The organism is Leeuwenhoekiella obamensis (genome assembly GCF_055391795.1).
This window is the reverse complement of sequence record NZ_AP029251.1, coordinates 1,776,128-1,799,940: the sequence shown is the minus strand read 5'-3', so window position 1 is coordinate 1,799,940 and position 23,813 is coordinate 1,776,128. Positions and strand designations below refer to the sequence as shown.

Here is a 23,813-nt window from a genome sequence, read left to right as displayed (position 1 = left end):
GGGTTGTTATTCAGTATAAATGTCTAGGCCAGCCATAACTTCTTGTGGCTTGTCTACTTCATACTTAATTTCTTCATTGTCTCTAACCATTCTTATTCCATCAAGTAGGATCTTGTCATTTGTGTCAAGACCGTCTTGAACAAGGAAAAGATTAGGTAACTCTGCCGCTACTTTTATCTCTTTTTGATGTATTACATTTTCATTATCTACAACAAAAACATAGCGTTTGTCAAGAACTTCGAAAGTTGCTTTTTGAGGGATGATTAAGGCATCTTTAAAGGGGATCTTCATTAAGATATTTCCGGTTTCGCCGTGACGCAAAATTCCTTCGGGGTTAGGAAATGTTGCTCTAAAGGCAATGTTACCAGTAGTATTGTCAAACTCTCCTTCTATGGTTTCTACAATCCCTTCTTGATTAAATTCACGATTGTTTGCCATTAGAAGATTTACATGTTGTTTTTCATCTTTTGCGCTACTGGTAATGTAGTCTAGATATTCAGCTTCTGGGACATTGAAGTAAACCCACATTTTGCTGTTGTCAGATAATCTTGTGAGTAGCTCACCTTCATCTAGTAAACTTCCTTCTCTCACTTCTAGATGGTCCATGATTCCATCAAAGGGAGCTTTTACAGAAGTAAACCCTAGATGCGTCTGTGCCAGTTGCACTTCTGCTTGAGCTTTTGCGTATTCCGCTTTGGCCATAGCCAACTCATTAGGAGACACAATGCTGCTATCTGCAAGCATTTTTGTGTTTTGATATTCTATTTCTGCAGCTAGACCTTCGGCTTTTGCTTTTTGTAATTCTGCCTGATAAACATTAGGCATGATCTGAAACATCTGCTGGCCTTTCTTAACATGTTGACCTTCATCTACAGAGATGCGCTCCAGATATCCTTTTTCCATCGCTCTAAGTTCTATGTGGCGTATGGAATGAATTTGACAAACATATTCTTTTGTGATTGTCGTGTCTTGCTTAATAGGGGTTGTAACATGATAGGTGACTTCTTCAAGTTTTACTTCTTTGTGAGAGTCGCATCCTATGGCACACATCATAGCCAGGAGCCCAATGAAAATGGGGATTTTCCTCATAATTAAATGAATTAAAATTTTGATTTAACGATAATTGTTTGTTGACCACATGTAGTTATTTGTGGTCTTTTGTTTTATTGAAGTATTTAAAAATAGAAGTGTCTTAACTCTGTGAGGCTAAGACAAAAAAGAATAGAATATCAAATTCTAAAAACTTCAAATTGTATATATCTCTTACAGTGAGAGATATGCGGTGTAGTTTTATGATTTGCTAGCGAGACATTTGTGTTGTCATGTGTAGATTGCCAAGCAAAAACATAAAAAAAGGCAGTTAAAATACTGCCATTATCTGATGTGTGTCGTGAATTACCGTCTTCTGAAACTTCTTCTTGTTCTTCGCTCTCTGTAAGATCGCTAAGGCCAAGTTTTTTGTAAAAAGCTCCTGTATAAGGATGAAGTTCAAATTGAGATTGAGAGCAAGATGTTTGAATTTCTTGCTCCAGTGAAGTTACATTATGAGAAATATTATCATTAGCATGTAGCTGTACCAGTCCTCCTATCAGGAAGAGTACTACACAGATAAAATATTTCTTAAATGCAGTTTTCATTTAGGAGGCAAAGCTATTTTGCAATCTTTATTTTAACAAAAATAAAATGTTAAATTAAAATTAGGATTTGCCTTCTTAGCCCTTATAAACAGTGCTAAAACCTTGTAGTTAATAATTAAATTGAAGTCAACTTATTGATTGTTATTGCTTAAGATATTTTAATGTTAATAAGCAAGATTTATGAAAACTTTACTGGTCATGTCACACTTAATATAACAGATAATGACTATATAATTTATGCTAAATTTTTAAACGCATTCTTGAAGTTTTGTAAATCTATTGGTAAACTAGAGTTATTGATAATTCTAAAAATTTAAAACTTATAAATGCCATTAAAGCAATTAGAACTTTGATTAATCACAAAATGATAAAAAAGATATACCATTAAATTAATGTCTGCTAAAGATTATATATTTAGCAAAATTTTAAGCAATTTTTCTTGATTAATCAGGAGTTAGATATTAATGAGTTTAAAAAGGTTTACAAGACTTTGTACCCTTCATTATGTCTATTTGCCAAAAGTTATTTGGGCGACTTGCAACTTTCTAAAGACGCGGTGCAAGAGGTTTTTATAAAGATCTGGGAAAAGAAAATCGCTTTTACAGATGATAATAAAGCAAAGGCGTATCTATACAAAGCGGTAAAAAATAAGTCTCTTGATGTGTTGAAATCTAAACACGTGCGTGTGATAGATACTCATACAGAGGTTGAGCATCTTGAACTTATGGAGACTGACGCCTTTTTCTACAAAGAAGTCGTTCGTATTGAGACTAGTGCTATTATCGAGAAAGCCATGAGCAGCCTTCCTTATAAGTGTTCGCAGATCATTAAGCTAAGTCTCAACAATTATTCTAATCAAGAAATCGCAGATACACTTTCACTTTCGATCAATACAGTAAAAACACAAAAGAAGATCGCTTACAATAAAATGCGTCCTTTATTAAAGGAGCATTATCATCTACTACTGGCGATTATCTTGGGCTGCAACTAGCTTATTTTTCTTTTTTTGGCTTAAAGCCAAAACTACTTTTATCGCATAAAAAACTTCTTAATTCCAATTTATATTGAGGCGTTCAACCGAATCCTTAAGATTAAATTATAGTTTTTTGAAAAAAGATAACTTTTTTTTAACCCTGTTTTAGAATTCTGTCGTCATAAGAATAGAAACCAGATTTTCTATGACAGACTTTAAGGACATTATTGAGTATTGCAAGAAACTCTCTAAAGCGATTTTAAAGGGAAGCAATACTGATAACCTAGATACGCCATCTTCTTTGAGTAAAAAGGATGAAAGGGATATCGTGAAAAGTCTTAACGACACTTCTTACTGGGAAAAGCGTGAGGCAGATCTTAAAGCCATCGACACAGAAGCAGATTGGAAAAAGCTAGAAGAGAAGATCACAGTAACTAAGGTTAGAAAAATTCACTTCTGGAGATATGCCGCTGCCGCTGTTGTTTTAATAGGTGTGGGAATTGGTGTTTTCTATAAAACGCCATTGTTTAAAAATGCAGATAATACTGTAGAAATTCAGCAAGAAATTGTCGCAGGCTCAGATAAGGCGATCTTAAGTCTTGATAATGGAGAACAAATCGAGCTTGCCGAAGAAACGGTTTACACTTCTGATGATGCGAGTTTGCAAAACAATAAACTGGCGTATAGCAAAGGCAAAACTTCTGAGACCTTGCGATATAATTACCTCACTATTCCGCGTGGCGGTAAATTCTTTGTAGAACTTTCAGACGGGACGAAGGTTTGGTTGAATTCTGAGACGCAACTTAAGTTTCCTGTGCAATTCATTGCTGGGCGATCGCGTGAGGTCGAACTGGTTTATGGTGAGGCGTACTTTGAGGTTTCGCACAGTACAGATCACGGCGGAGATTCTTTCGTTGTAAAACAAAAAGAACAGCAAATAGAGGTTTTAGGAACCGCATTTAACATCAGCGCTTATAAAAACGAGAGTACGATTTACACCACGCTGGTAAACGGTAGCGTAGCTTTGAGTAAGGCTGCGGCCAAAGAAATCCTGAAACCCGGACAACAGGCAAAAAATACGATAAACACTTCACGATTTGATATTTATGAGGCCGATGTTGCTGGCGCAACTGCATGGAAAGATGGGCTCTTTATGTTTAATGATGAGACGCTGGAAGATATGATGATTCAACTAGCGCGCTGGTATGATGTAGAAGTTGCTTTTGAAAACGAAGACAAGAAACAATATACCTTCTCTGGTACTCTGCAAAGAGAAGATCACATAGCTAAACTATTAAATAATCTAGAAAAAACTGGAGAGGTTCAGTTTGAGATAAACAACAAGAGAATTATGATAAAATAAAGGCACAAAAAAAGGAATTAAAGTTAGCACCTTCCACAGCAACAAACTGAAATTCCTTATTAAAATTAATTACTTAAATCAACTTAATGTTTAAATAATCCTTCCACAAATTTATGAAAATTAATTTGACTCTTTATCATGGCTTTATAAGTCATGGTATACACAAATTCATCATGAGAACATTTATATTCTTGCTATGTGCGACAGCATTTGCATTTAGCCCAAACACTGGATTTTCTCAGGATGCCCCTATTACAATTGAAAATGATCAAACACTATCTCTAGAAGAGGTTTTTGATCTGATCAAAACTCAAACAGACTATATGTTTGTGTATCGCTCTGATGAGGTTATTAAAACACCATCTCTGGATGTAAAAAGCGGAGTGGTAAAAACTTCAGACTTGCTTAATAGAGGCCTTGATCCCCTGGGATATTCTTATTTTTTTGAGAACAATATCGTAATTGTAAAAAAGAAACCAACTCAAAATTTACCACCAGCAGTACAACAACTTATTGAAGTTACGGGCGTAGTGCGAGATTCACTAGGCGTACCTCTGGGTGGAGCAACAGTTAAGATCAAAGATTCTCAAAGAGCAACGGCAACTTCACTAGAAGGTGAGTTTAAACTCTCTAATGTAGCGGTGGGTTCTAGTCTTGTTTTTAGTTATGTAGGTTTTCTGGATAATGAGGTTGTTATCTCAACAGAGAATGCAAAAAATCTAATTGTTACGCTTAAGGAAGATGTAAGCGCTTTAGAAGAAGTTGTTTTGGTGTCAACCGGATATCAAACCATTTCTAAAGAGAGAAGCGCAGGTTCTTATTCAAAACCAGATATGGAGGTTTTTCAAAACCGTAGCAGTAGCATGAATGTTGCAGAGCGTTTGGATGGTTTGGTTCCTGGTCTTACGGTAAATAGAAGTCCGGGAGCAGAGATATTTAACCCGGTTCTAGTAAGAGGTTTATCTACAATGCAGTTCTTGCAAACCAGTCCGCTTATTGTGGTAGATGGTATTCCTATTGCAGATATTGAGCCTAGAACTGCAAGCGCAAATTCAATACCTGGATTATTGAATATTAACCCACAGGATATTAGAGATATTACTGTTCTTAAAGACGCAACAGCAGCTTCTATATGGGGAGCGCGTGCAGCAAATGGTGTGATCGTGATCAATACTAAAAAAGGTTCTTCAACAGGAGAAGTTGAGTTTAACTATGATACTTTCATCACTATGGAGGGCAGACCTGATCAAGGATATTTAAATACTTTAAATAGTAGAGAATTCATTCAGGTAGCCGAAGATATTTTTGACCCAGAACGCGTGAGCTACAATACGGCAACGGGTTATACCACTAGTGGTAATGGAATTCCTCCACATGAGAGAATTCTTTATGATCGTTATCGTGGAGTTATTAGTGATGCAACCGCAAGAAGACAACTGGATAGCTTAGGAGCCATAGATAATAGAAGTCAGATAAATGATCTTTGGTATCGTCCATCAATTCTTACTACACATACGCTAGCTGTATCTGCAGGTAAGAAGGGATATACTTTTTATGGATCAGGAAATTACACGGGTACACAAAGTAATCGTCCTGGCGAGAAGAACAATAGGTACAAATTAAACTTGAGACAAAATTTTGAAGTTGGTAAGCGCTTTAATTTTGATCTTATTACAGACTTAACGTATCAGGATCAATTTAGTCCTAACAACATAAATGCAAACAGTCGTTTTCTTCCCTATCAACTTTTTAGAGACAGTAACGGTAACAACTTAGAGCTTAATCACATGACAGAACTTAATGATTCTATTCGTCGTGTGATGGAAGACGCAAGTTTAGTTGATCTGTCGTATTCTCCGCTTGACGAGATTGACTACGCATATTCTACACGTAAGACTAAATCTATCAGAAATATTCTAGGAGTAAATGTTGAATTGTTTGATGGCTTGACCTTTCAAGGAAAATATGGTTACACGGTGAACGCTGTAGATAATGAGGATTATGTAGATCACAAAGCCATTGGCGAAAGAACAGAGTTAGTCGAGTTCACTGTAGTACCTACGCCGGGTGCGGCACCGCAATATTTCTTACCATCTACTGGCGGTAAATACACCACAAGAAATACCAGTGTAGAAGCCTATACTGTAAGAAATCAATTGGCTTACGCCAAAGACTGGAATAACCGAAAACATCAGCTTAATTTGATCATAGGTCAGGAAGCGCAAGAGCAGATAAGTGTTACAAAACTGAATGAAGTTAGAGGTTATGACGATAGATTACAAAGCTATGAGCAAGTAGATTATGGCAATCTAGCAAGAGTTGATAATGTAGTAAAGCCTATCACATATAATTATCCTCAATATGGCTTAGTGATAAGTAGTTTAACTTCTCAAAGATATTTTGGCAGAAGCGAAAGCACTACAAGATTCACATCTTATTACGGGAACGCAGCTTATACTTTTGATCAAAAATACTCAGTAAACGGTAGTGTAAGAAATGATCAGAGTAACCTTTTTGGCTTAGATAAATCTGCACAGAACAAACCCGTATGGAGCGCCGGCGCAAAATGGAATATCGGCAAAGAATCTTTTCTTCAAAATACAGCTTGGTTAAATACACTTGCCTTAAGAGCAACTTATGGTATCGCTGGTAATGCACCAGCTCCAGGAACTGCGGCATCTTTTGATATCTTATCACCTGTATCTAGTTTCTTCTTTCCTGAGACTGGTTTAAGGATCTCAACTCCTGGAAACAGGAAGTTAAGCTGGGAGCGTACAGCAACAAAAAACTTAGGTTTAGATTTTTCTATCATGAGACGTCTATCTGGATCTCTTGATTATTATAATAGGAAGACTTCAGATCTTTTAGGGACAATCCCAACTAATCCATTTACGGGATATAGTAGTGTAGTAGGAAACCTTGGGGATATTGAGAACAATGGTTTTGAGATGGGCTTACAAAGCCGCAATATTGCAAGCAAAAATTTCTCTTGGACAACAACTCTTAATGTCGCTTATAATGAGAATAAGGTTACAAGTCTAAACCTTACCGAAGAAACGACTTCTGGAGATGTAAGGGTAAGAGAACAGTTTGTTGAGGGCTATGCTTCTTTTGGGCTATTTGCTTACGATTATGTAGGTCTTGATGAAGAAGGAGATCCTCAAATACGTCTTGCAGATGGTACGATCACTTCAGATCCTAATGTAGCTACTCCTGAAGATATCAAATTCATGGGTACGACTCAACCAAAATGGAATGGTGGATTTGGAAATACTTTTCAGTATAAAAACTTATCTCTTAATATAAATACTGTATACAGCTTGGGTCATGTAATGCGCCGCGATGTAAACACATTTTACACAGGTACAAGGCTGGATGCTAATACTTTTAATTTCATGAGCGGTAATATTCACAAAGAGTTTATAGACCGTTGGCAACAGCCAGGAGATGAGTTAACAACAAACATCCCTAGACATTCTGCAATTCCAGATGGTACGCGCAACACAGACTATTACGTCTACGGCGATGATAACGTCATCAGTGGATCATTCATCAAGATCAGAGACATCAATCTAGTTTATCGTCTTCCTAATACAATTTTTGGAGTTTCAGGAATTGATAATGTTACGATTCGTGGTCAGGTTTCTAATATCCTTTTGTGGGCAGATAATGATTATGGTATTGATCCAGAGTATCACTTTTTCAGCGGAAGCAGAGCACTGAGACAAGGACAAAAACTGACATTAGGTCTAAATGTAAAATTCTAAAAAAAGCACTATGAAACTTTTATATATAAAAACGTATAGAGCATTTTTCTTGATGCTCAGCATACTGATCGTTAGTTCTTGTTCTAGCGAATTCCTTGAGATTATCCCAAAGGGAAAACTCATCGCAGAGAAGACTGTAGATTATGATAAGATGTTCTACAATCTGAACTTGATCAACATGACAAATACAAATGCTCAGGTTCCGCTTAGTAGCGAAATGGTAGCTTTTGAACCCTTTATAAGTTCTTCAGCATTAAGAACGCAGCGCCTTTTTAAATGGGAAGGATTAGTGTATGAAGATGAAGAAAATGCAGCAGAACTTGAGAATACAATGGAGAACTTGTATATCTACAACAAGATCATAAACGAGGTTCTCGATGCCACTGAAGGTTCTGAACAAGAAAAGCTTTCGCTGCAAGCGGAAGCATTAGTAGGAAGAGCTTGGGTGTATTTCACGCTTATCAATTATTATGGTTTGCCGTATAATGAAGCAACTTCCTCTACAGATCTTGGATTTCCTATAGTTCTTGAGGCAGATCTTGTAGCATCAAATTTTACGCGTGCTTCTGTAAAGGATGTATACGACTTGATGGTTAGCGATCTTACTCAAGCCATCCCTAACTTGCCTACTCAGGTTATAAGTAGATTTCGTTTTACACAAGCAGCTGGTAAAGCCTTATTAGGTAAAGTGTATACATTTATGGGAAGATTTGAAGAAGCAGAACCTCTTCTAGATGATGCGCTTGCGGCGCTACCTAGCGTAGGAATTGATGTAAGACTGCTAGATTATAATGACGGTTACAGTACACAGCGAGTAGATCTTGATCCAGAAAATCTTTATGGAAAGCAATTCACGAATAGCTGGGCGAATTATAATAGTGAATTGGTTGTAAAAGCAGAGGTGATGGATCTTTATGAAGATACAGACCTGCGTTTACAATATCAATATTCTCAAACTGCGCGTGATGGTAGTTCGTATCCAGTAGAAGGCGTTTACCGCAAACAAACGGGTAGCGGTCAGGCGGCATTTGGTGTGCGTGTTCAGGAGATCTATTTATTAGATGCAGAAGCAAAATGTCGCAACAATGATCTAGCTGGAGCTGTTGAGGTGCTAGAAGATTTTAGAGCACATAGAATGCCGGTAGAAAATGCCATAGTTCCTGCAGCAATAGCTTCAAACAGAGAGGCATTACTCCAATTTATTTTTGACGAGAGATTGCGTGAGTTTGCCGCGCTAGGTTATCGCTGGTTTGATATTCGTAGACTTACGGTAGATCCAGATATTCCTACACCGGTTTCAAATTATACACACACGATCTATGCTACAGACGGTTCTGTACAAAGCGAGACTCAACTTACTAAAGAGCGCCTTGTTTTAAGATTTCCGCAGTCTGTGATGGATCAAAACCCTAATCTAATTAACAACGATTAATTCGTGAGCAACAGGCCCGAAAAGCTTCAATGTTGAGTAAGGTCTGTTTTTAAGAAAATATGAAGATGAAAAAGACATTGTTTTTAATTTCTTTCCTTTTTGCTCAAGCTTTTGCTTTTGCGCAAGGAGTTGAGTTTGTAGAAGAGGATATTGATCAGGTTTTGGCTACAGCCAAAAAAACAAACAAGTATGTGTTTATAGACTTTTACACAAGTTGGTGTGGACCGTGTAAAATGATGGATAAGCAAATTTTTCCGCAACCGAAAGTGGGAGAATACTTTGACTCAAAGTTTGTAAGCATGATAGTAAACGCTGAAAAAGAAGGCGTTGATCTTGCGAAAAAATACGGAATCAAAGCGTATCCCACATTTGTAGTTCTTGATAGATCAGGCGAATTACAACATATATTCGCAGGAGGAATTCTGGATGCAGATAGGTTTATTGCCGCAGTAGAAAATTCTTTTGATCCTAAGAAGGCATACGGAGTTCTTAAGAAAAAATACGATGCTGGCGATAGAAGTGTCGCATTACAGTCGGCATATATACAGGCTTTGATCACTACGCATACAGAGAATCCGCAGCCGCTGGTTGATGCATTTTACAAGGAATTAAGTACAGAGCAAAAGGTAAGTAAAGATGCGCTTTTTGTTTACGAGTTTTTTGCACCATTAGACTCAGAAAAGGCAAAATTCTTTGAAGCAAATAGATCGCAGTTTCGCAAAGTTGCAGATGCAGCAAAAGTAGATTCTATTTTAAGAAGTAAATATGAGCAATACTTTGGCACGATCGTAAAAGGTTATGCTCCAGAAACAACCGTGGCAGATCTTGATAAGATAAAAAAACACGTAGCTTCTCTAGGTATTAAAGATTCTAAAGCGCTTCCTGTTTATACATCTGGCGCAAAATTAAAGCTTACAAATACTGGTAAAGAAGAGTTTCTTAATACGTTAAAAGCAACTACGCCTAAGCTCACTGATAATGAAAAAGACATGATGCTTTATATGGTTTTACCGGGGCTTAAAACAATTCTTACAGATCAGGAAAAACAAAATTTACTCGCCATGGTGAGTAATGATGATGTAAAAGGATACATAGAACGTAGCGTTAAATAGATTATAAGTAAATATTCAGTTTAACGAGTGGAGAGATCAGTCTTCGTGATCTCGCATATTTAGAGTTTAACTCAAAAAATTCATCGATGAAAAAATTAGTTTATTTCGCGGCAGCGAGCATATTTACTTTGCTATCATGCAAAGACGATAAGGCCACAAAAATAGATGGCTTTGTGATAGAAGGAGAAATGAATGACCTACCCGAATCTTCTCTTGCGATTTTGACGTATAAGCAGCAAGATTCTACCGTTACAGATAGCGCTCAAGTAAAGAATGGAAAGTTCAGTTTTAAAGGAAAGCTACAACATCCTGTAGAAGCAAATATTAGTTTGCGTCACGGCAAGGATTTTCCTGAAAAGGCATGGATGGCAGATGCATTTCATTTTTTTATTGAAAATTCTCTAATGCAACTTACCGCTACAGATTCTATTAAAAATGCAAATTTAGAAGGCTCTGCATTAAATGATGAAGCGATAGAGGTAGAAGGCCAGATCTCACCTTTAACTGATGAGATCATCGCGCTGTATAGCCGCATGAAAAATAGAAGTAAAGAAGACAAGTTGATCACCTATGATACAATCCAGATGTATGTAGATAGTATTAAAACTACAGCACATGACTTTATCATGAGTCATCCGGGATCTTATGTTTCTTTACAGCGTTTTATGCGTCACGAGATGCCTAAGGATTTTGATCCTATTGAGGCAGAGAAGAACTTCAATTCTCTTTTTGATGACAATCTAAAACAGACACCGCTGGGCAAAATGATCGCTGAGAAGATCGCGATCGAGAAAAAATCACAGATAGGTAAAGAAGCGATAGATTTTACTCAAAAAACTCCAGATGATGAAGATTTTAAATTGAGTTCACTAAGAGGTCAGTACGTTCTTGTTGACTTCTGGGCGAGCTGGTGTAAACCGTGTAGAGCAGAAAATCCCTTTGTGGTAAAGGCTTACAACAAGTATAAAGATCAAAATTTTGAGATCGTAGGCGTTTCTCTTGATGCTGGTAAAGAGGCTTGGGTAGCCGCGATAGAGAAAGACGGTTTACCGTGGATTCATGTGAGCGATCTTAAATACTGGAAGAACGAGGTGGCATTACAATACGGCGTTCATTCTGTGCCGGCAAATGTTCTAATTGATCCAGATGGGATTATAATTGCAAAAAATCTTAGAGGCGATGCGCTTACAGAGCGTTTGTCTGAGATCTTTGATACAAAAGGCTAAAACTTCAGTTTCTGGGCGGTAATCCATCGCTGCTCAACAAACAGTTCAGATACATTTTATGCAGTGTTTTTCCGGGTGAGAAAATCGCCCGGGGCACGCTGTTATTGTCTTTTGGCTGCAGCCAAAAGAATTTTTACACCAACATTAATAGTAAGAATTTACAAAGTGCATACGCAAAGAATCATCCCTAAACTATTAAAAACATTTCTGGTTTTTACACTGCTATTGCAGGCAGATCAGATGTTTTCTCAAATTTTTGATCCAGTTTCTTGGGAAACAAGAGTAGAAAAAATAAACGAGTCTGAATACGAATTGATAAGCTTGGCAAGCATAGAACCAGGCTGGCATTTGTATTCGATAGATTTGCCAGAAGGCGGCCCTGAAGCTACAACGTTTACTTTCCCACAAAGTGAATCATACATCCTTGAAGGCGATGTGAAACAGGAAGAACCCATTACCATTTTTGACGACATCTTTGGTATGGAAACCAGTTTCTTTGAATACAAAGCTGAGTTTAGACAATGCATTAAAATACGTCAGCAGGATTTTACTAAGGTCGAGGCTGAGGTCTATTTTATGGTTTGTAACGATTTACAATGTTTACCGCCAGAAACAAAAACGCTTGTTTTTAAAATGCCATTCGAAGCGCAGCCAAGCGCACAAAAACAAGAATCTTCTATAGCAAATAGTGATGACAAATCTTCCTCAGAGAGTAATGAAACAGACAATGATAGAAGCTTCTGGGGGATTTTTATAGTATCCTTTCTTTCTGGGTTTGCAGCGTTGTTGACGCCCTGCGTTTTTCCTATGATTCCGCTTACGGTTAGTTTTTTTACAAAGCAGAGCAAAACAAGAGCGTTGGGTATTCGCAATGCTATTATTTATGGTCTTAGTATTATTATCATTTATGTGATTTTAGGAAGTTTAGTAACGCTTATTTTTGGCGCAGATGCTTTAAATGCGTTATCCACGAATGTATGGTTTAACTTGATCTTCTTCTTATTGCTCGTCATTTTTGCTGTTTCATTTTTAGGAGCTTTTGAGATCGTTCTGCCCAGCAGTTGGGGTACAAAAATGGATGCACAAGCCGATCGCGGTGGTCTTGTAGGGATCTTTTTTATGGCGCTTGCGCTGGCTATCGTTTCATTTTCTTGTACAGGACCTATCGTGGGGACTTTACTTGTAGAAGCTGCTTCACAAGGCGGATTAGCACCTGTCGTGGGAATGCTAGGTTTTTCATGTGCTATAGCGATACCATTTGCATTGTTTGCTGCATTTCCTGGTTGGATGAATTCATTGCCGCGCTCTGGCGGATGGTTAAATACCGTAAAAGCAGTTTTAGGTTTTCTTGAACTGGCACTTGCATTTAAATTTTTAAGCAATGCAGATCTTGTTTTACAACTGCATATTTTAGAACGAGAAACATTCCTAGCGATATGGATCGCTATTTTCGGTGGTCTTGCGCTGTATCTTTTCGGTAAGATCACTTTGCCGCATGACAGTAAATTAACGCATATTTCGGTGGGGAGATTAAGTCTGGGACTTTTTGTTCTTGCATTTACCGTTTATCTCATTCCTGGTTTATGGGGAGCGCCATTGCAATGGATAAGCGGTTTCCCACCACCGCAACAATATAGCGAGTCGCCGTATGGTGTGGGAAGCAGTAGAGGTGGTTCTTCTTCAAACACCACTTTGCCAGAAGAAGCAGAGTTAGGTCCGCATGATATTCCTGCGTTTAAAGATTATGATGCAGGTATGGCTTACGCCAAAAAAATAAACAAACCTGCACTTCTTGATTTTACAGGATATGCTTGCGTAAACTGCAGAAAAATGGAAGAGCGTGTTTGGTCTGATCCTAAAGTGCTTCAGGTATTAAAAAATGATGTGGTTTTGATCTCACTTTATGTGGATGACAAAAGAAACCTCCCGGAAGCTGAACAATATGTCTCAGAAACAACAGGGAAAAAGATCAAAACCATTGGGAATAAATGGAGTGATTTTCAGATCAAAACCTATCAAGCAAATGCGCAACCGTATTATGTGATCATTGATAATGCTGGTAAAAGTCTAAACCAACCCACAGGTTACGATCCAGATATTGATGAATATTTAAACTGGCTTCAGTTAGGAAGTGACGCTTATAACAAAGGATGATGAAAAAGTTTCTACCGCTTATATGCTTATTAGTTGCGCAGCTCATCTTTTCGCAACAGCGAAAGGATTTTAAACCTGCCGAAATGAGCACCGGCATATTGCCTAATGGGATGCATTATTATGTGATGCAGAATGAAGAGCCTAAGGGGCGAGCCGCATTTTATTTTGCGCAAAACGTGGGTTCTATTCTTGAAGAAGACGACCAGCGAGGATTGGCGCATTTTCTGGAGCATATGGCCTTTAACGGCACAAAGAACTTCCCAGACAAGAAAATGCTGCAATATCTGGAGCAAAATGGGGTGAAGTTTGGCAACGAGATCAATGCATTTACTTTGTATGATGAGACGGTTTATAGCATTCGTAATGTGCCTACTGCAAACCCAAAACTCATAGATTCTGTATTGTTGATCTTGCATGATTGGGCAGGTTCTTTGACTTTGGCTGATGCCGAAATTGACAACGAAAGAGGTGTTGTGCATGAAGAATGGCGCACGCGTTACAATCCGCAAAAGCGGGCAAAAGATTCTGTGCAAGAGTTGGGTTTATTGCAAGGCTCAAAATATGCAGATCGTTCGCCAATTGGATTGATGGAAGTCATCGATAATTTTGAGTATGAAACCCTACGAAACTATTACAAACAGTGGTATCGCCCTGATGAGCAAGCTGTAATTGTTGTGGGCGATTTTGATGAGCAGGAAGTTGTTAAGGAGGTAAAAAAACTGTTTGGGTCTATTCCTCTGCGTGAGGATTTGCCAGAACGTCCTGTTTTTGATGTGCCGCTGGGCGATGAGTTGACCTATTTGCCCATCAAAGACAAGGAACTAGGCGTTACATCCATAGAGTATTATATAAAGCATAAACCTGATTTTGCTTTAAGCGAAAAGGAATCTATAGAGCGCGATCTTAAACTTCGTATGGTCAATACAATTCTAGATCGAAGGTTTACAGCTTTGGCCGCCGAGCCAGAGAGTCCGGTGTTTTCTTCGCGATTCTCTAATGAAGAAGTTGTGCGATCTATGGAAGCATTAAAAATTGATATGCAACCGAAAAATGATAGCTTGCTCGCCGCGTTACAATGGGCGGCGATAGAGTTAAAACGGTTTGATCTTTATGGCGCTACTGAAAAGGAATTTGAACGAACTAAATCTTCATTACAGGCCAGTTTTAAACGTGGGATGGAAAAGGGCGGAAGCTCTAATGTTTTTCATGCAATTGAGATCTACAAAGCCTTTTTTGATCAAAAACGTTTGCCAGACTACAGTTGGGAACAAGAATATCAGTTGGATTATCTAAACACTTTAACTCCAGCAGACCTATTGAAAACCTTCAAAGAATATTATAGTACTGAGGGAAATGTGGTAGCAATTTTAGGTTCTGACGCTCTAGACTATCCTTCAAAAGGTGAGGTTTCTGAGGTTTTACAAATAGGTCGTAAAGCAAATCCTAAGGTTTATGAAGAGAAGGTAATTGAGGCTAAACCATTAATGAAACTTGACCTGCCTGGAAGTGAAATTGTAGAAGAAAAGCAATTCACAGATGTGGACGCTAAGTATTTTAAACTAGCAAACGGCGCAACGGTTTATTTGTATAAACCCATCTCACAAATGGATGGCGTTTATTTTAAAGCCATCAGCGCAGGTGGGCGATCTGTATTGCCTCAAGAGCTTTTAGAGAATTCGCTGTTTGCAACCTACTTTAGTGCAGAATCTGGCATTGCAAATCTAACTAAAGAAGAGCTTAGAAAGTCAAGCGAACTGGTTATGCCTTCGGTTAAAATTGAGGAATATCAGGAAATCTTAGACGGCTATACCAATCTTGAAAATCTAGAAAAGTTGAGTAAAGGAATTTACCTTGCTTTTACCCAACCAAGATTTGATGAAAAGGTGTTTGAATCCTCTCGTCAGGTTTTAAAAAGGATGGTCACAATGCTTCAAAGTAGCGTGCAAAGCAATCTGTCTGATTCTTTGCAGATGGCAAAAGCTAATTTTAGCAACCGCGAAGTACATCTTAATAGCAAACTACTTCAAAATCTTACAATACCAGAGATGGAAAAGGTGTATCGCGACCGCATAACTAACGCAGCAGATTTTAAGTTTGTTTTTATGGGCGATGTAGATCAGGAAGATTTTAAGAAGCTGATCAAGAAGTACATTGGTAGCATCCCGGGAAGAGAGAAAAAGGAGCAGATAATAGATCAGAATTTAAGACCTGAGCTGGGTATCTATAAGCTTCACATGCAGCGAGAAATGCAGACCCCACAGGCAACGGTAAATATTTATCTTACAGGAGATCTGCCATATTCAGCAAAGAACGAGACGATGATTCAAGTAATTGCTCAGCTATTAAATAAGCGCTATATGGAAAAGATCAGGGAAGAAGAAGGCGGTACTTATGGCGTGAGGGTCAAAGCGGGATTACTTCATCTTCCAAATGCACATTATGAACTGAACATCAGCTTTAATGGTAATCCTGACAAAACAGATCGTCTTGTTGAGATCGTGTATGATGAGTTAGAAAATCTTACAAAGCAAGTAGATAATAAAGCCTTTGAAGAAGTGATCAATAACTTCAAGAAAGCAGCTACTGAACTTAAGGATAACAACAAATCTTATTTTGATGCGGTGATGGATCATGTAGAAAATGATACGCCTATTCTTACGCTAGAGCAACGCCTGCAGATGATCTCACAGATTTCGGTAAAAGATGTTTTGGCTACAGCCAAAAAAATAAATAAAGAAAAACGAGTAGTTGAGGCAATTCTTTCGCCATTAAACGTAGACGGAGAATAATTTTAGTCTTAACTAGCACTAACGAAAACACAAACAATAATTGTTTAGATATGAAATTTCATTTTAGAAAATGCTTACTGCTTCTTTTGGCGCTAAGCCTGCAAAACACATTTGCACAACAAAAGAGTGGCGAAGATTTTGAAAAACAGGATATTACTAAAGGCGTTTTGAGTAATGGTCTGCATTATTATATCATGCATAATGAGGAGCCTAAGGAGCGTGTTTCCTTTTACTTTGCTCAGAATGTAGGTTCTATTCTTGAGAATGATGATCAGCAAGGGCTGGCGCATTTCTTAGAGCATATGGCCTTTAACGGTACTGAGAATTTTAAGGATAAAGGGATGCTAGAATACCTGGAGCAAAACGGGATAAAGTTTGGCTCAGAGATCAATGCGTTCACCAGTTTTGATGAGACGGTTTATAATATTAATCAGGTGCCGGCAACTAATGAGAAACTGCTTGATTCTGTATTGCTGGTTCTTCATGATTGGTCTGGATCTCTCTCACTTCTTGATGAAGAGATCGACAAAGAGCGTGGTGTTGTCAATGAAGAATGGCGTTCTAGAAATACAGCAGGCTTTAGAGCAAATTCTAAGGTTTGGTTAGAAGGATTGCTGCTTGATTCTAAGTACAGCAAGAGAATGCCCATAGGTATTATGGATGTTGTTAACAATTTTGAATACGATGCGTTGCGCCAATATTATGCGCGCTGGTACAGGCCAGATCAACAAGCTGTAGTTATCGTGGGCGATATTGATACAAAGGTGATGGAAGAGAAAGTGCAGCAGGTTTTTAGTACAATTCCGCTTAAGGAGAATTTGCCAGAGCGTCCCACCTTTGATGTGCCTATTAATGATGAGCTGATCTACATTTCGTCACAAGATGAAGAGCTAGGCGAACCGTCTTTACAATACATGATCAAGACAAAGACAGAGGAGTTTGAGAAAATAGACAAGATCAAAAACAATCTGATAAATGGATTTTTAGGATACATTTTTAACAATCGTATGTCAGAGCTTACGCGCGAAGAAACGAGTCCGGCGCTGGGTGTGCGTTTTGGTGTACAGGAATTTGTGCGCCCGCTTGAGGTTACGAGTTTAGGTATTCAACCGAAGAAGGATAGTCTTTTAAGTGCGTTAGATTTTGGCTTAAGCCAATTTAAAAGATTTGCAGAATACGGGGCAACAGCAGGAGAAATTGAGCGTGCAAAAGCTGCATACACTACCAGTTTTGAAAATGCTAAAAAGAATATTGCTAAGCGTAGCAATGATTCTTATGCGCAGGAAATCTATAGCGCTTTCTTCAACGAGGAAGAAGTTACAGATTACAGTTGGTCTCTAGATTTTAGAAAAGACTTTATCCAGACCGTAGATAACCAGATGTTACTTGATCAATTAAAAAAATATCAAACCACAAAAGGTAAAGTGATCGGGATAACTGGGTCTAATAAATATACTTATCCTACAAAAGATGAGGTTATCGCTGTCGCGAAAAAGGTCGATAAAGCATCCGTTGAGGCCTTTGAAGAAGAGGTGATGGACAAACAATTGATCGCTGGAGAACTTAAGGGAGCGACGATCACTAAAACAGAAAAAATAGATCGAATTGAGGCAAAGCAATACACCTTGTCAAATGGTTTAAAGCTTGTGTTATTCCCTACGACTTTTGATAAAGAGCAGATCTATATGCAGGCTTTTAGCATGGGAGGTTCGTCTTTATTAGAAGCAGATCTTCTTCCAGACGCAGCGATGGCAACAGGCATTGTATCACAGTCAGGTTTAGGCGAGCTCAATAAAATAGAATTACAAAAGTTCCTTGCGGGTAAACAAACTTCACTTTCTGCAAGCATCGGCGGAATTTCAGAAGGTCTAGGCGGTAACAGTTCGCAAGAAGATCTTGAGACGCTTTTTCAGCAGATCTATATGCAGTTTACAGCACCACGTTTTGAAGATCAGGCGTTGCGCATTATCAAAGAGAGTCTAGAGAAAAGTCTTGTAGCACGTCAAAACAATGTAAAAAGCGCTTTTCAGGATTCTTTGAGTATGGCAAATTCAGGGCACAGTGAGCGTACTAAACTCTTTGATCAGGATTTTATAAATGCCTTAGATCTTGACGATATGCAGAAAGTGTATAAAGAGAGAATCTCTAATGCTAGCGACTTTACATTCGTCTTTGTGGGCGATTTTAAAGAAGATAGAATGCTTGAATTGGCTAAAAAATATCTTGGTAGTATTCCAGGAAATGGCACAACAGAAACTCCTGTAGATCATAAAGGTCGTCCTGCGATAGGTAAGACAGAAGTGCATATCACAAAAGAAATGCAAACTCCACAAAGCACCATACAAGTGTTTTTAAATGGTGATATGGAATATACTCGCAAAAACAGTTTGATGATGTATATGATCGCTCAGTTATTGAATAAAAAATACATGGATCATGTGCGCGAAGAAGAAGGAGGAAGTTATGGCGTGAATGTAGGTAGCAGTTTACAAAAATTGCCTAGCAACGAGTTCAATATCGTAATTAGCTTTAACTGTAATCCTGATAAAGCAGAGAAGTTGCTAGACATCGTTTACTCAGATCTTAACGCATTACCTAAAGAGATTGACGCAGATGATTTTCAAGAAGTGAAAAACAACATGAAAAAGTCAGTTACTGAGAATCAAGAAGACAATCAGTACTGGTTAAGCAATATCACAAAGAATCTTCAGAAGGATGAACCTATAACTACCGAAGCTTCATTTTTAGAAAGTCTTGAAGAAATAAGCATGCAAGATATCAGCGATTTGGCAAAACAGATCAATGATTCACAACTCAGAATTGTAGAAGGAGTTTTATCTCCAGTAACAGAATAAGCGCAGCGTGATCGTATTATAAATTTGAACTAGCCTTTAAACCTTATAAAACTCAATGTTAGCGTGTAGACAAGGGCTTAACCTGTTTTAAGTCCTTGTTCTTTTATCATTTAAGCTATGATAGATACAGAATTATATTTCAGCAAATACCGTTCTCAGATCATCGGGAACGAACAATCTTATGTTACGCCTTACGGCGAAAAGGACTTGTGCTACGCAGATTGGACCGCCAGCGGAAGGTTGTATAGACCCATAGAACAAACCATAACAGAGAAGATCGGGCCGTGGCTGGCAAACGTGCATTCAGAAACCTCGTATACAGGAGCCTTAATGACACAAACCTATGAGCAAGCCAGAAAGATCATCAAGAAGCATGTAAATGCCAACGAAAATGATGTTTTGATCGCATGTGGAACAGGTATGACAGGGGCTCTTGCAAGATTACAACGCATCTTGGGATTGCGCATCCCAGAACGTTGGCAAGACCATTTCGCTTTAGCGGAAGAAAAGCGCCCCGTAGTTTTAATCTCACATATGGAGCATCACTCTAATCACACATCATGGTTAGAAACCGTTTCAAAAGTAGAGGTGATTCCAGCAGATGAGGAAGGGTTGATAGATATTGAAGCATTTAAAGAATTACTACAAAAATATGAAGGTCGAGAATTGATCGTCTCGATAACCGCTTGCTCTAATGTTACAGGTATTACGACACCATTTTCCACCATAGCGATGCTTACACATCAATATGGTGGAAAATGTTTCGTAGACCTTGCGTGTAGCGCTCCTTATGTACATATAGATATGCATCCAGAGAATGAAGAAGAAAAACTGGATGCTATTTTTTTCTCACCGCATAAGTTTCTGGGTGGTCCTGGAAGCTGTGGTATTCTTGTGTTTGACAAGGCGCTTTATAAAAATAAAATACCAGATCAACCCGGCGGTGGCACTGTTGTTTTTACAGATCCTTGGGGAAATCACATCTATAAAAATGATGTGGAGCAACGCGAAGATGGCGGTACACCAGGATTTTTACAAACGATCAAAACTGCTATGGCTATCCAACTTAAAGATGCCATGACGGTTGAAAAAATCCAGGAGCGCGAAGAAGCGATCAATAAAATTGTTTTTAACAAGCTTGGTAATGTTGATGGTTGTAATCTTCTTGCGGAGCAACATCAGGAGCGTTTGTCAATTTTCTCATTTTATCTTGATGAGGTACATTATGAGTTGGTTGTGCAGTTGCTTAATGATCGTTTTGGTATTCAGGCGCGTGGCGGTTGCTCTTGCGCCGGTACATACGGCCATTATTTAATGCATATAGATGAAGACCATTCTAAGCGTATTATGCAGGATAGTGAATTTGGGTGCACCCTAAATAAACCGGGCTGGGTGCGTGTTTCTTTTCATCCTACGATGACAGATGCTGAGGTGAATTTTGTTTGTGATGCGATCATCGCGATCACAGAGAACGCAAAAACATGGAGTGCAGATTACAAACGCGATGCAGATGGATTTCGCTCAGTTTTGAACCATGAACTTCCAGATGTTACTGCCTTTTTTAAAGCAGCTTTAGAGACAGAATCTGCTGAAGTAAATCTTTCTATTTAAAACCTTATGAACGTTAATAATTCAATAATCAAGCAAATACAGACACCAATTATCATGGTTATTATTGCTATTGTAATTATTAGAATTTCAGTTACCTGAGAAGGCGCTTACACGATATTTTACCAAAGCCTTCTCATTTGCGAGAAGGCTTTTTTTATTCAATTAATCAAAGCGATCAAATATTAACAATGGAATCAAAATCATTCAAAATACAGATAATCACAGAAGACAACCTCAACATACTTGCGAGAATAGCAGGCATTTTTGTACGTCGTCACATCCCGATAAAAAGTATTGAATTAGTAAGAAATACAGCAAAAGAAGAACTGCAAATAACTATAAAATTATCTTGTGAAGATAACCAACTTGTAAAAGTCGTCAACCAGATCAATAAGCAGATCGATGTTCTAGCCGCGACATACACTCTTGAATACAAAACATTGGTAACGCTTTAGATCAATTCATTTTATAAATCCTATCTTTCAGAGGTAAACCGAATTACTAGCTTATAACTTAGCTTAATTTCATTTCCATGAAAATAAAACTCACCATTCTCACTGTTCTTGTTTTTAATCTTTTATCTGCGCAGCAGCAAAACCTGGTCGATTATGTCAACACGCTTCAAGGCACGTTTTCTACACCAGAACTAAGCTACGGAAACACATATCCCACGGTCGCGATGCCGTTTCCGGTGCATTCCTTTTCGGCGCAGACCGGTAAAAATGGCGATGGCTGGAAGTATCAATATCAAAAGGAAACCATACGCGGATTTCAGCAGGTGCATCAATGCAGTCCGTGGGTGAATGATTATGGCGTTTTCTCGTTAATGCCCGTCATTGGTGAGTTAAAGGTGAATGAAGAAGAGCGTGCAAGCCGTTTTAGCCATGAGAATGAGACCGCAAAACCGTATTACTACAGCGTGCAATTTGATAACGGTATCAAAACCGAAATCTCACCGGTAGAGCGCGGCGGTCACATGCGATTCACTTTCCCGAAAAGGGAGAAAGCCTTTCTTGTTTTTGATGGATATACAAAGCAAAGCAGCGTAACCATCGACCCAAAAAATCGAAAAATCACAGGTTGGGTGCACAACGGTTTGCTTATTCCAGAGGGTTTTAAGGCCTATTTTGAAATCACTTTTGACAAGCCATTTAAAAGCTACGGCACGTGGGAAAATCGTGAGAATACTATCGCTCAAGGCGAAAAGAACGCTGAAGGAGACGGTAAAGGCGCTTACTTAGAATTTAAACCTGGCACAACGGTGCAGGTAAAAATCGCATCTTCATACATAAGCTCAGAACAAGCTAGCTTAACCATGCAGCAGGAATTGGCTTCTCATAAAAAGTTTGAGGAAACAAAGAACAATGCAAAAGCTGCATGGAACAAACTCTTCAACCGTGTGCTAGTAGAAGGCGGAAGCGAGAAAGACCGAAAGACATTTTACTCTTGCTTGTTCAGAGCGAATCTATTTTCACACAAATTCTATGAACTAAAGGAAGACGGCACACCGTATTATTACAGTCCGTATGACGGGAAGATCCATGATGGTTACATGTACACAGATAATGGATTTTGGGATACATTCCGGTCGCAGTTTCCTTTGACAAATATTCTCAGCCCAACAATGCAAGGTCGCTATATGCAATCTTTGCTAGATGCGCAGGAACAGAGCGGTTTTTTGCCCACGTGGTCATGCCCGGGAATGTCTGGTATCATGATAGGGAATCACGCGATTTCTTTGTTGACTGATGCTTATGTAAAAGGCATTGAAGGTTTTGATGGAGAGCAGGCGCTTGCTGCTTATTTTAATGAAGCCACAAACGGCGGGCCTTGGGGCGGTTCTAACGGAAGACCAGCGCACGACGATTGGTTTGAGAAAGGTTACATTCCGTATAAGGTGGTGGGAGAAAGTGCAGCAAAAACCCTGGAGTATGCCTATGACGATTGGTGCGGATATTATTTGGCGAAAGCCACAGGAAACAAATTGTACATGGACGTTTTTGAACGCCAAATGTATAATTACAAAAATATCTATGATACCAGTGAAGGTTTTATGCGTGGGCGAAAGGAGAACGGCGAGTGGCTAGAGGATTTTAACCCGATTGCTTGGGGCGACCCTTTTACTGAGGCAAATGCCTGGCAATACAGTTGGTCAGTTTTTCATGATGTCGCCGGACTTATAGATTTAATGGGTGGCGAGCAGAAGTTTGCTGATAAACTGGATACATTTTTTACCATGGAATCTACGTATGACGTGGGGCATTACGGGCAGGTAATTCATGAAATGCGCGAGATGGAACTTGCAAACATGGGGCAATATGCGCACGGAAACCAGCCGGTGCTTCACGTGGCTTATCTCTACAATTATGTAGGCCAACCCTGGAAAACGCAGTCGCGTGTGCGCAAGATTCTTGACCAACTGTACAGCTACACAGAAAAAGGGTATCCCGGCGATGAAGACCAGGGCGGAATGTCGTCTTGGTATGTGCTGAGCGCGATGGGATTGTACAGCGTCACGCCGGGTACGGTGCAGTATAATTTGGGCAGTCCGCTGTTTGATAAGGTCACGATTACCACAGAGGCCGGGAAGAAATTTGTAATCAATGCCAGCGGCAACAGCGCAGAGAATGTGTATGTGCAATCGGCTAGCCTTAACGGTGCGGACTACACAAAGAATTACATCGATTATCAGGATATCATGAACGGCGGAACCTTGCAACTTCAAATGAGCGACACGCCTGCAAAAGACCGCGGGATTAAGGAGAGTGATAAACCGTATTCGGTTTCAACGGCGCAGGAATAAGCTGTTTTTCTCGCTTTCGCGAAAACTACTCAGCAGTAAAAACCCCGACAACTTCTGGAAGCTGTCGGGGTTCTTTTCGCCATGAGCGAAA

At 38.9% G+C, this 23,813-nt stretch carries 14 protein-coding genes; 12 read left to right on the top strand and 2 right to left on the bottom strand.

Annotated elements, in window-relative coordinates:
• Nucleotides 1-6 precede the first annotated feature (6 nt).
• Both ACZ5L8_RS07965 and ACZ5L8_RS07960 read right to left on the bottom strand, forming a co-directional pair.
• Nucleotides 7-1,089, bottom strand: a complete 1,083-nt coding sequence (locus tag ACZ5L8_RS07965) for an efflux RND transporter periplasmic adaptor subunit (RefSeq protein WP_464440765.1) — start codon at nucleotides 1,087-1,089, stop codon at nucleotides 7-9.
• Between the two features lie 140 nt (nucleotides 1,090-1,229).
• Nucleotides 1,230-1,637, bottom strand: a complete 408-nt coding sequence (locus ACZ5L8_RS07960) for a hypothetical protein (protein ID WP_464440763.1) — start codon at nucleotides 1,635-1,637, stop codon at nucleotides 1,230-1,232.
• A 439-nt stretch (nucleotides 1,638-2,076) separates the two neighbouring features.
• On the opposite strand from ACZ5L8_RS07960, the gene ACZ5L8_RS07955 reads away from it, so the two are divergent.
• From ACZ5L8_RS07955 to ACZ5L8_RS07900, 12 genes are all read left to right on the top strand, one after another.
• The gene (locus ACZ5L8_RS07955) at nucleotides 2,077-2,628 is read left to right on the top strand and encodes an RNA polymerase sigma-70 factor (protein WP_464440762.1); all 552 of its coding nucleotides are present in this window, start codon (nucleotides 2,077-2,079) and stop codon (nucleotides 2,626-2,628) included.
• Between the two features lie 187 nt (nucleotides 2,629-2,815).
• Nucleotides 2,816-3,973, top strand: coding sequence for a FecR family protein (locus tag ACZ5L8_RS07950; RefSeq protein WP_464440760.1), 1,158 nt, complete (start codon nucleotides 2,816-2,818; stop codon nucleotides 3,971-3,973).
• A 173-nt stretch (nucleotides 3,974-4,146) separates the two neighbouring features.
• Nucleotides 4,147-7,740 carry a SusC/RagA family TonB-linked outer membrane protein gene (locus tag ACZ5L8_RS07945; protein ID WP_464440758.1) on the top strand — a complete coding sequence of 1,198 codons (3,594 nt, stop codon included), beginning with the start codon at nucleotides 4,147-4,149 and terminating at the stop codon, nucleotides 7,738-7,740.
• A gap of 10 nt (nucleotides 7,741-7,750) precedes the next feature.
• Nucleotides 7,751-9,172, top strand: a complete 1,422-nt coding sequence (locus ACZ5L8_RS07940; RefSeq protein ID WP_464440756.1) for a RagB/SusD family nutrient uptake outer membrane protein — start codon at nucleotides 7,751-7,753, stop codon at nucleotides 9,170-9,172.
• 65 nt (nucleotides 9,173-9,237) lie between these two features.
• Nucleotides 9,238-10,284, top strand: coding sequence for a thioredoxin fold domain-containing protein (locus ACZ5L8_RS07935; RefSeq protein ID WP_464440754.1), 1,047 nt, complete (start codon nucleotides 9,238-9,240; stop codon nucleotides 10,282-10,284).
• 86 nt (nucleotides 10,285-10,370) lie between these two features.
• A complete protein-coding gene (locus tag ACZ5L8_RS07930; protein ID WP_464440752.1) occupies nucleotides 10,371-11,510 on the top strand; it encodes a redoxin domain-containing protein in 1,140 nt (379 codons plus the stop codon).
• A gap of 240 nt (nucleotides 11,511-11,750) precedes the next feature.
• On the top strand, nucleotides 11,751-13,664 hold the full coding sequence (locus ACZ5L8_RS07925) for a protein-disulfide reductase DsbD family protein (RefSeq protein ID WP_464440938.1): 1,914 nt from the start codon (nucleotides 11,751-11,753) through the stop codon (nucleotides 13,662-13,664).
• A gap of 83 nt (nucleotides 13,665-13,747) precedes the next feature.
• Nucleotides 13,748-16,453: a M16 family metallopeptidase gene (locus ACZ5L8_RS07920; RefSeq protein ID WP_464440751.1), complete on the top strand. Its 2,706-nt coding sequence runs from the start codon at nucleotides 13,748-13,750 to the stop codon at nucleotides 16,451-16,453.
• A 50-nt stretch (nucleotides 16,454-16,503) separates the two neighbouring features.
• On the top strand, nucleotides 16,504-19,308 hold the full coding sequence (locus ACZ5L8_RS07915) for a M16 family metallopeptidase (RefSeq protein ID WP_464440749.1): 2,805 nt from the start codon (nucleotides 16,504-16,506) through the stop codon (nucleotides 19,306-19,308).
• Between the two features lie 117 nt (nucleotides 19,309-19,425).
• Nucleotides 19,426-20,919 carry an aminotransferase class V-fold PLP-dependent enzyme gene (locus tag ACZ5L8_RS07910; protein ID WP_464440747.1) on the top strand — a complete coding sequence of 498 codons (1,494 nt, stop codon included), beginning with the start codon at nucleotides 19,426-19,428 and terminating at the stop codon, nucleotides 20,917-20,919.
• A 188-nt stretch (nucleotides 20,920-21,107) separates the two neighbouring features.
• Complete coding sequence (locus tag ACZ5L8_RS07905; protein WP_464440745.1) at nucleotides 21,108-21,374, top strand: hypothetical protein; 267 nt, start codon at nucleotides 21,108-21,110, stop codon at nucleotides 21,372-21,374.
• Nucleotides 21,375-21,451: 77 nt separating this feature from the next.
• On the top strand, nucleotides 21,452-23,722 hold the full coding sequence (locus ACZ5L8_RS07900; protein ID WP_464440744.1) for a GH92 family glycosyl hydrolase: 2,271 nt from the start codon (nucleotides 21,452-21,454) through the stop codon (nucleotides 23,720-23,722).
• The last annotated feature ends 91 nt before the right edge of the window (nucleotides 23,723-23,813 follow it).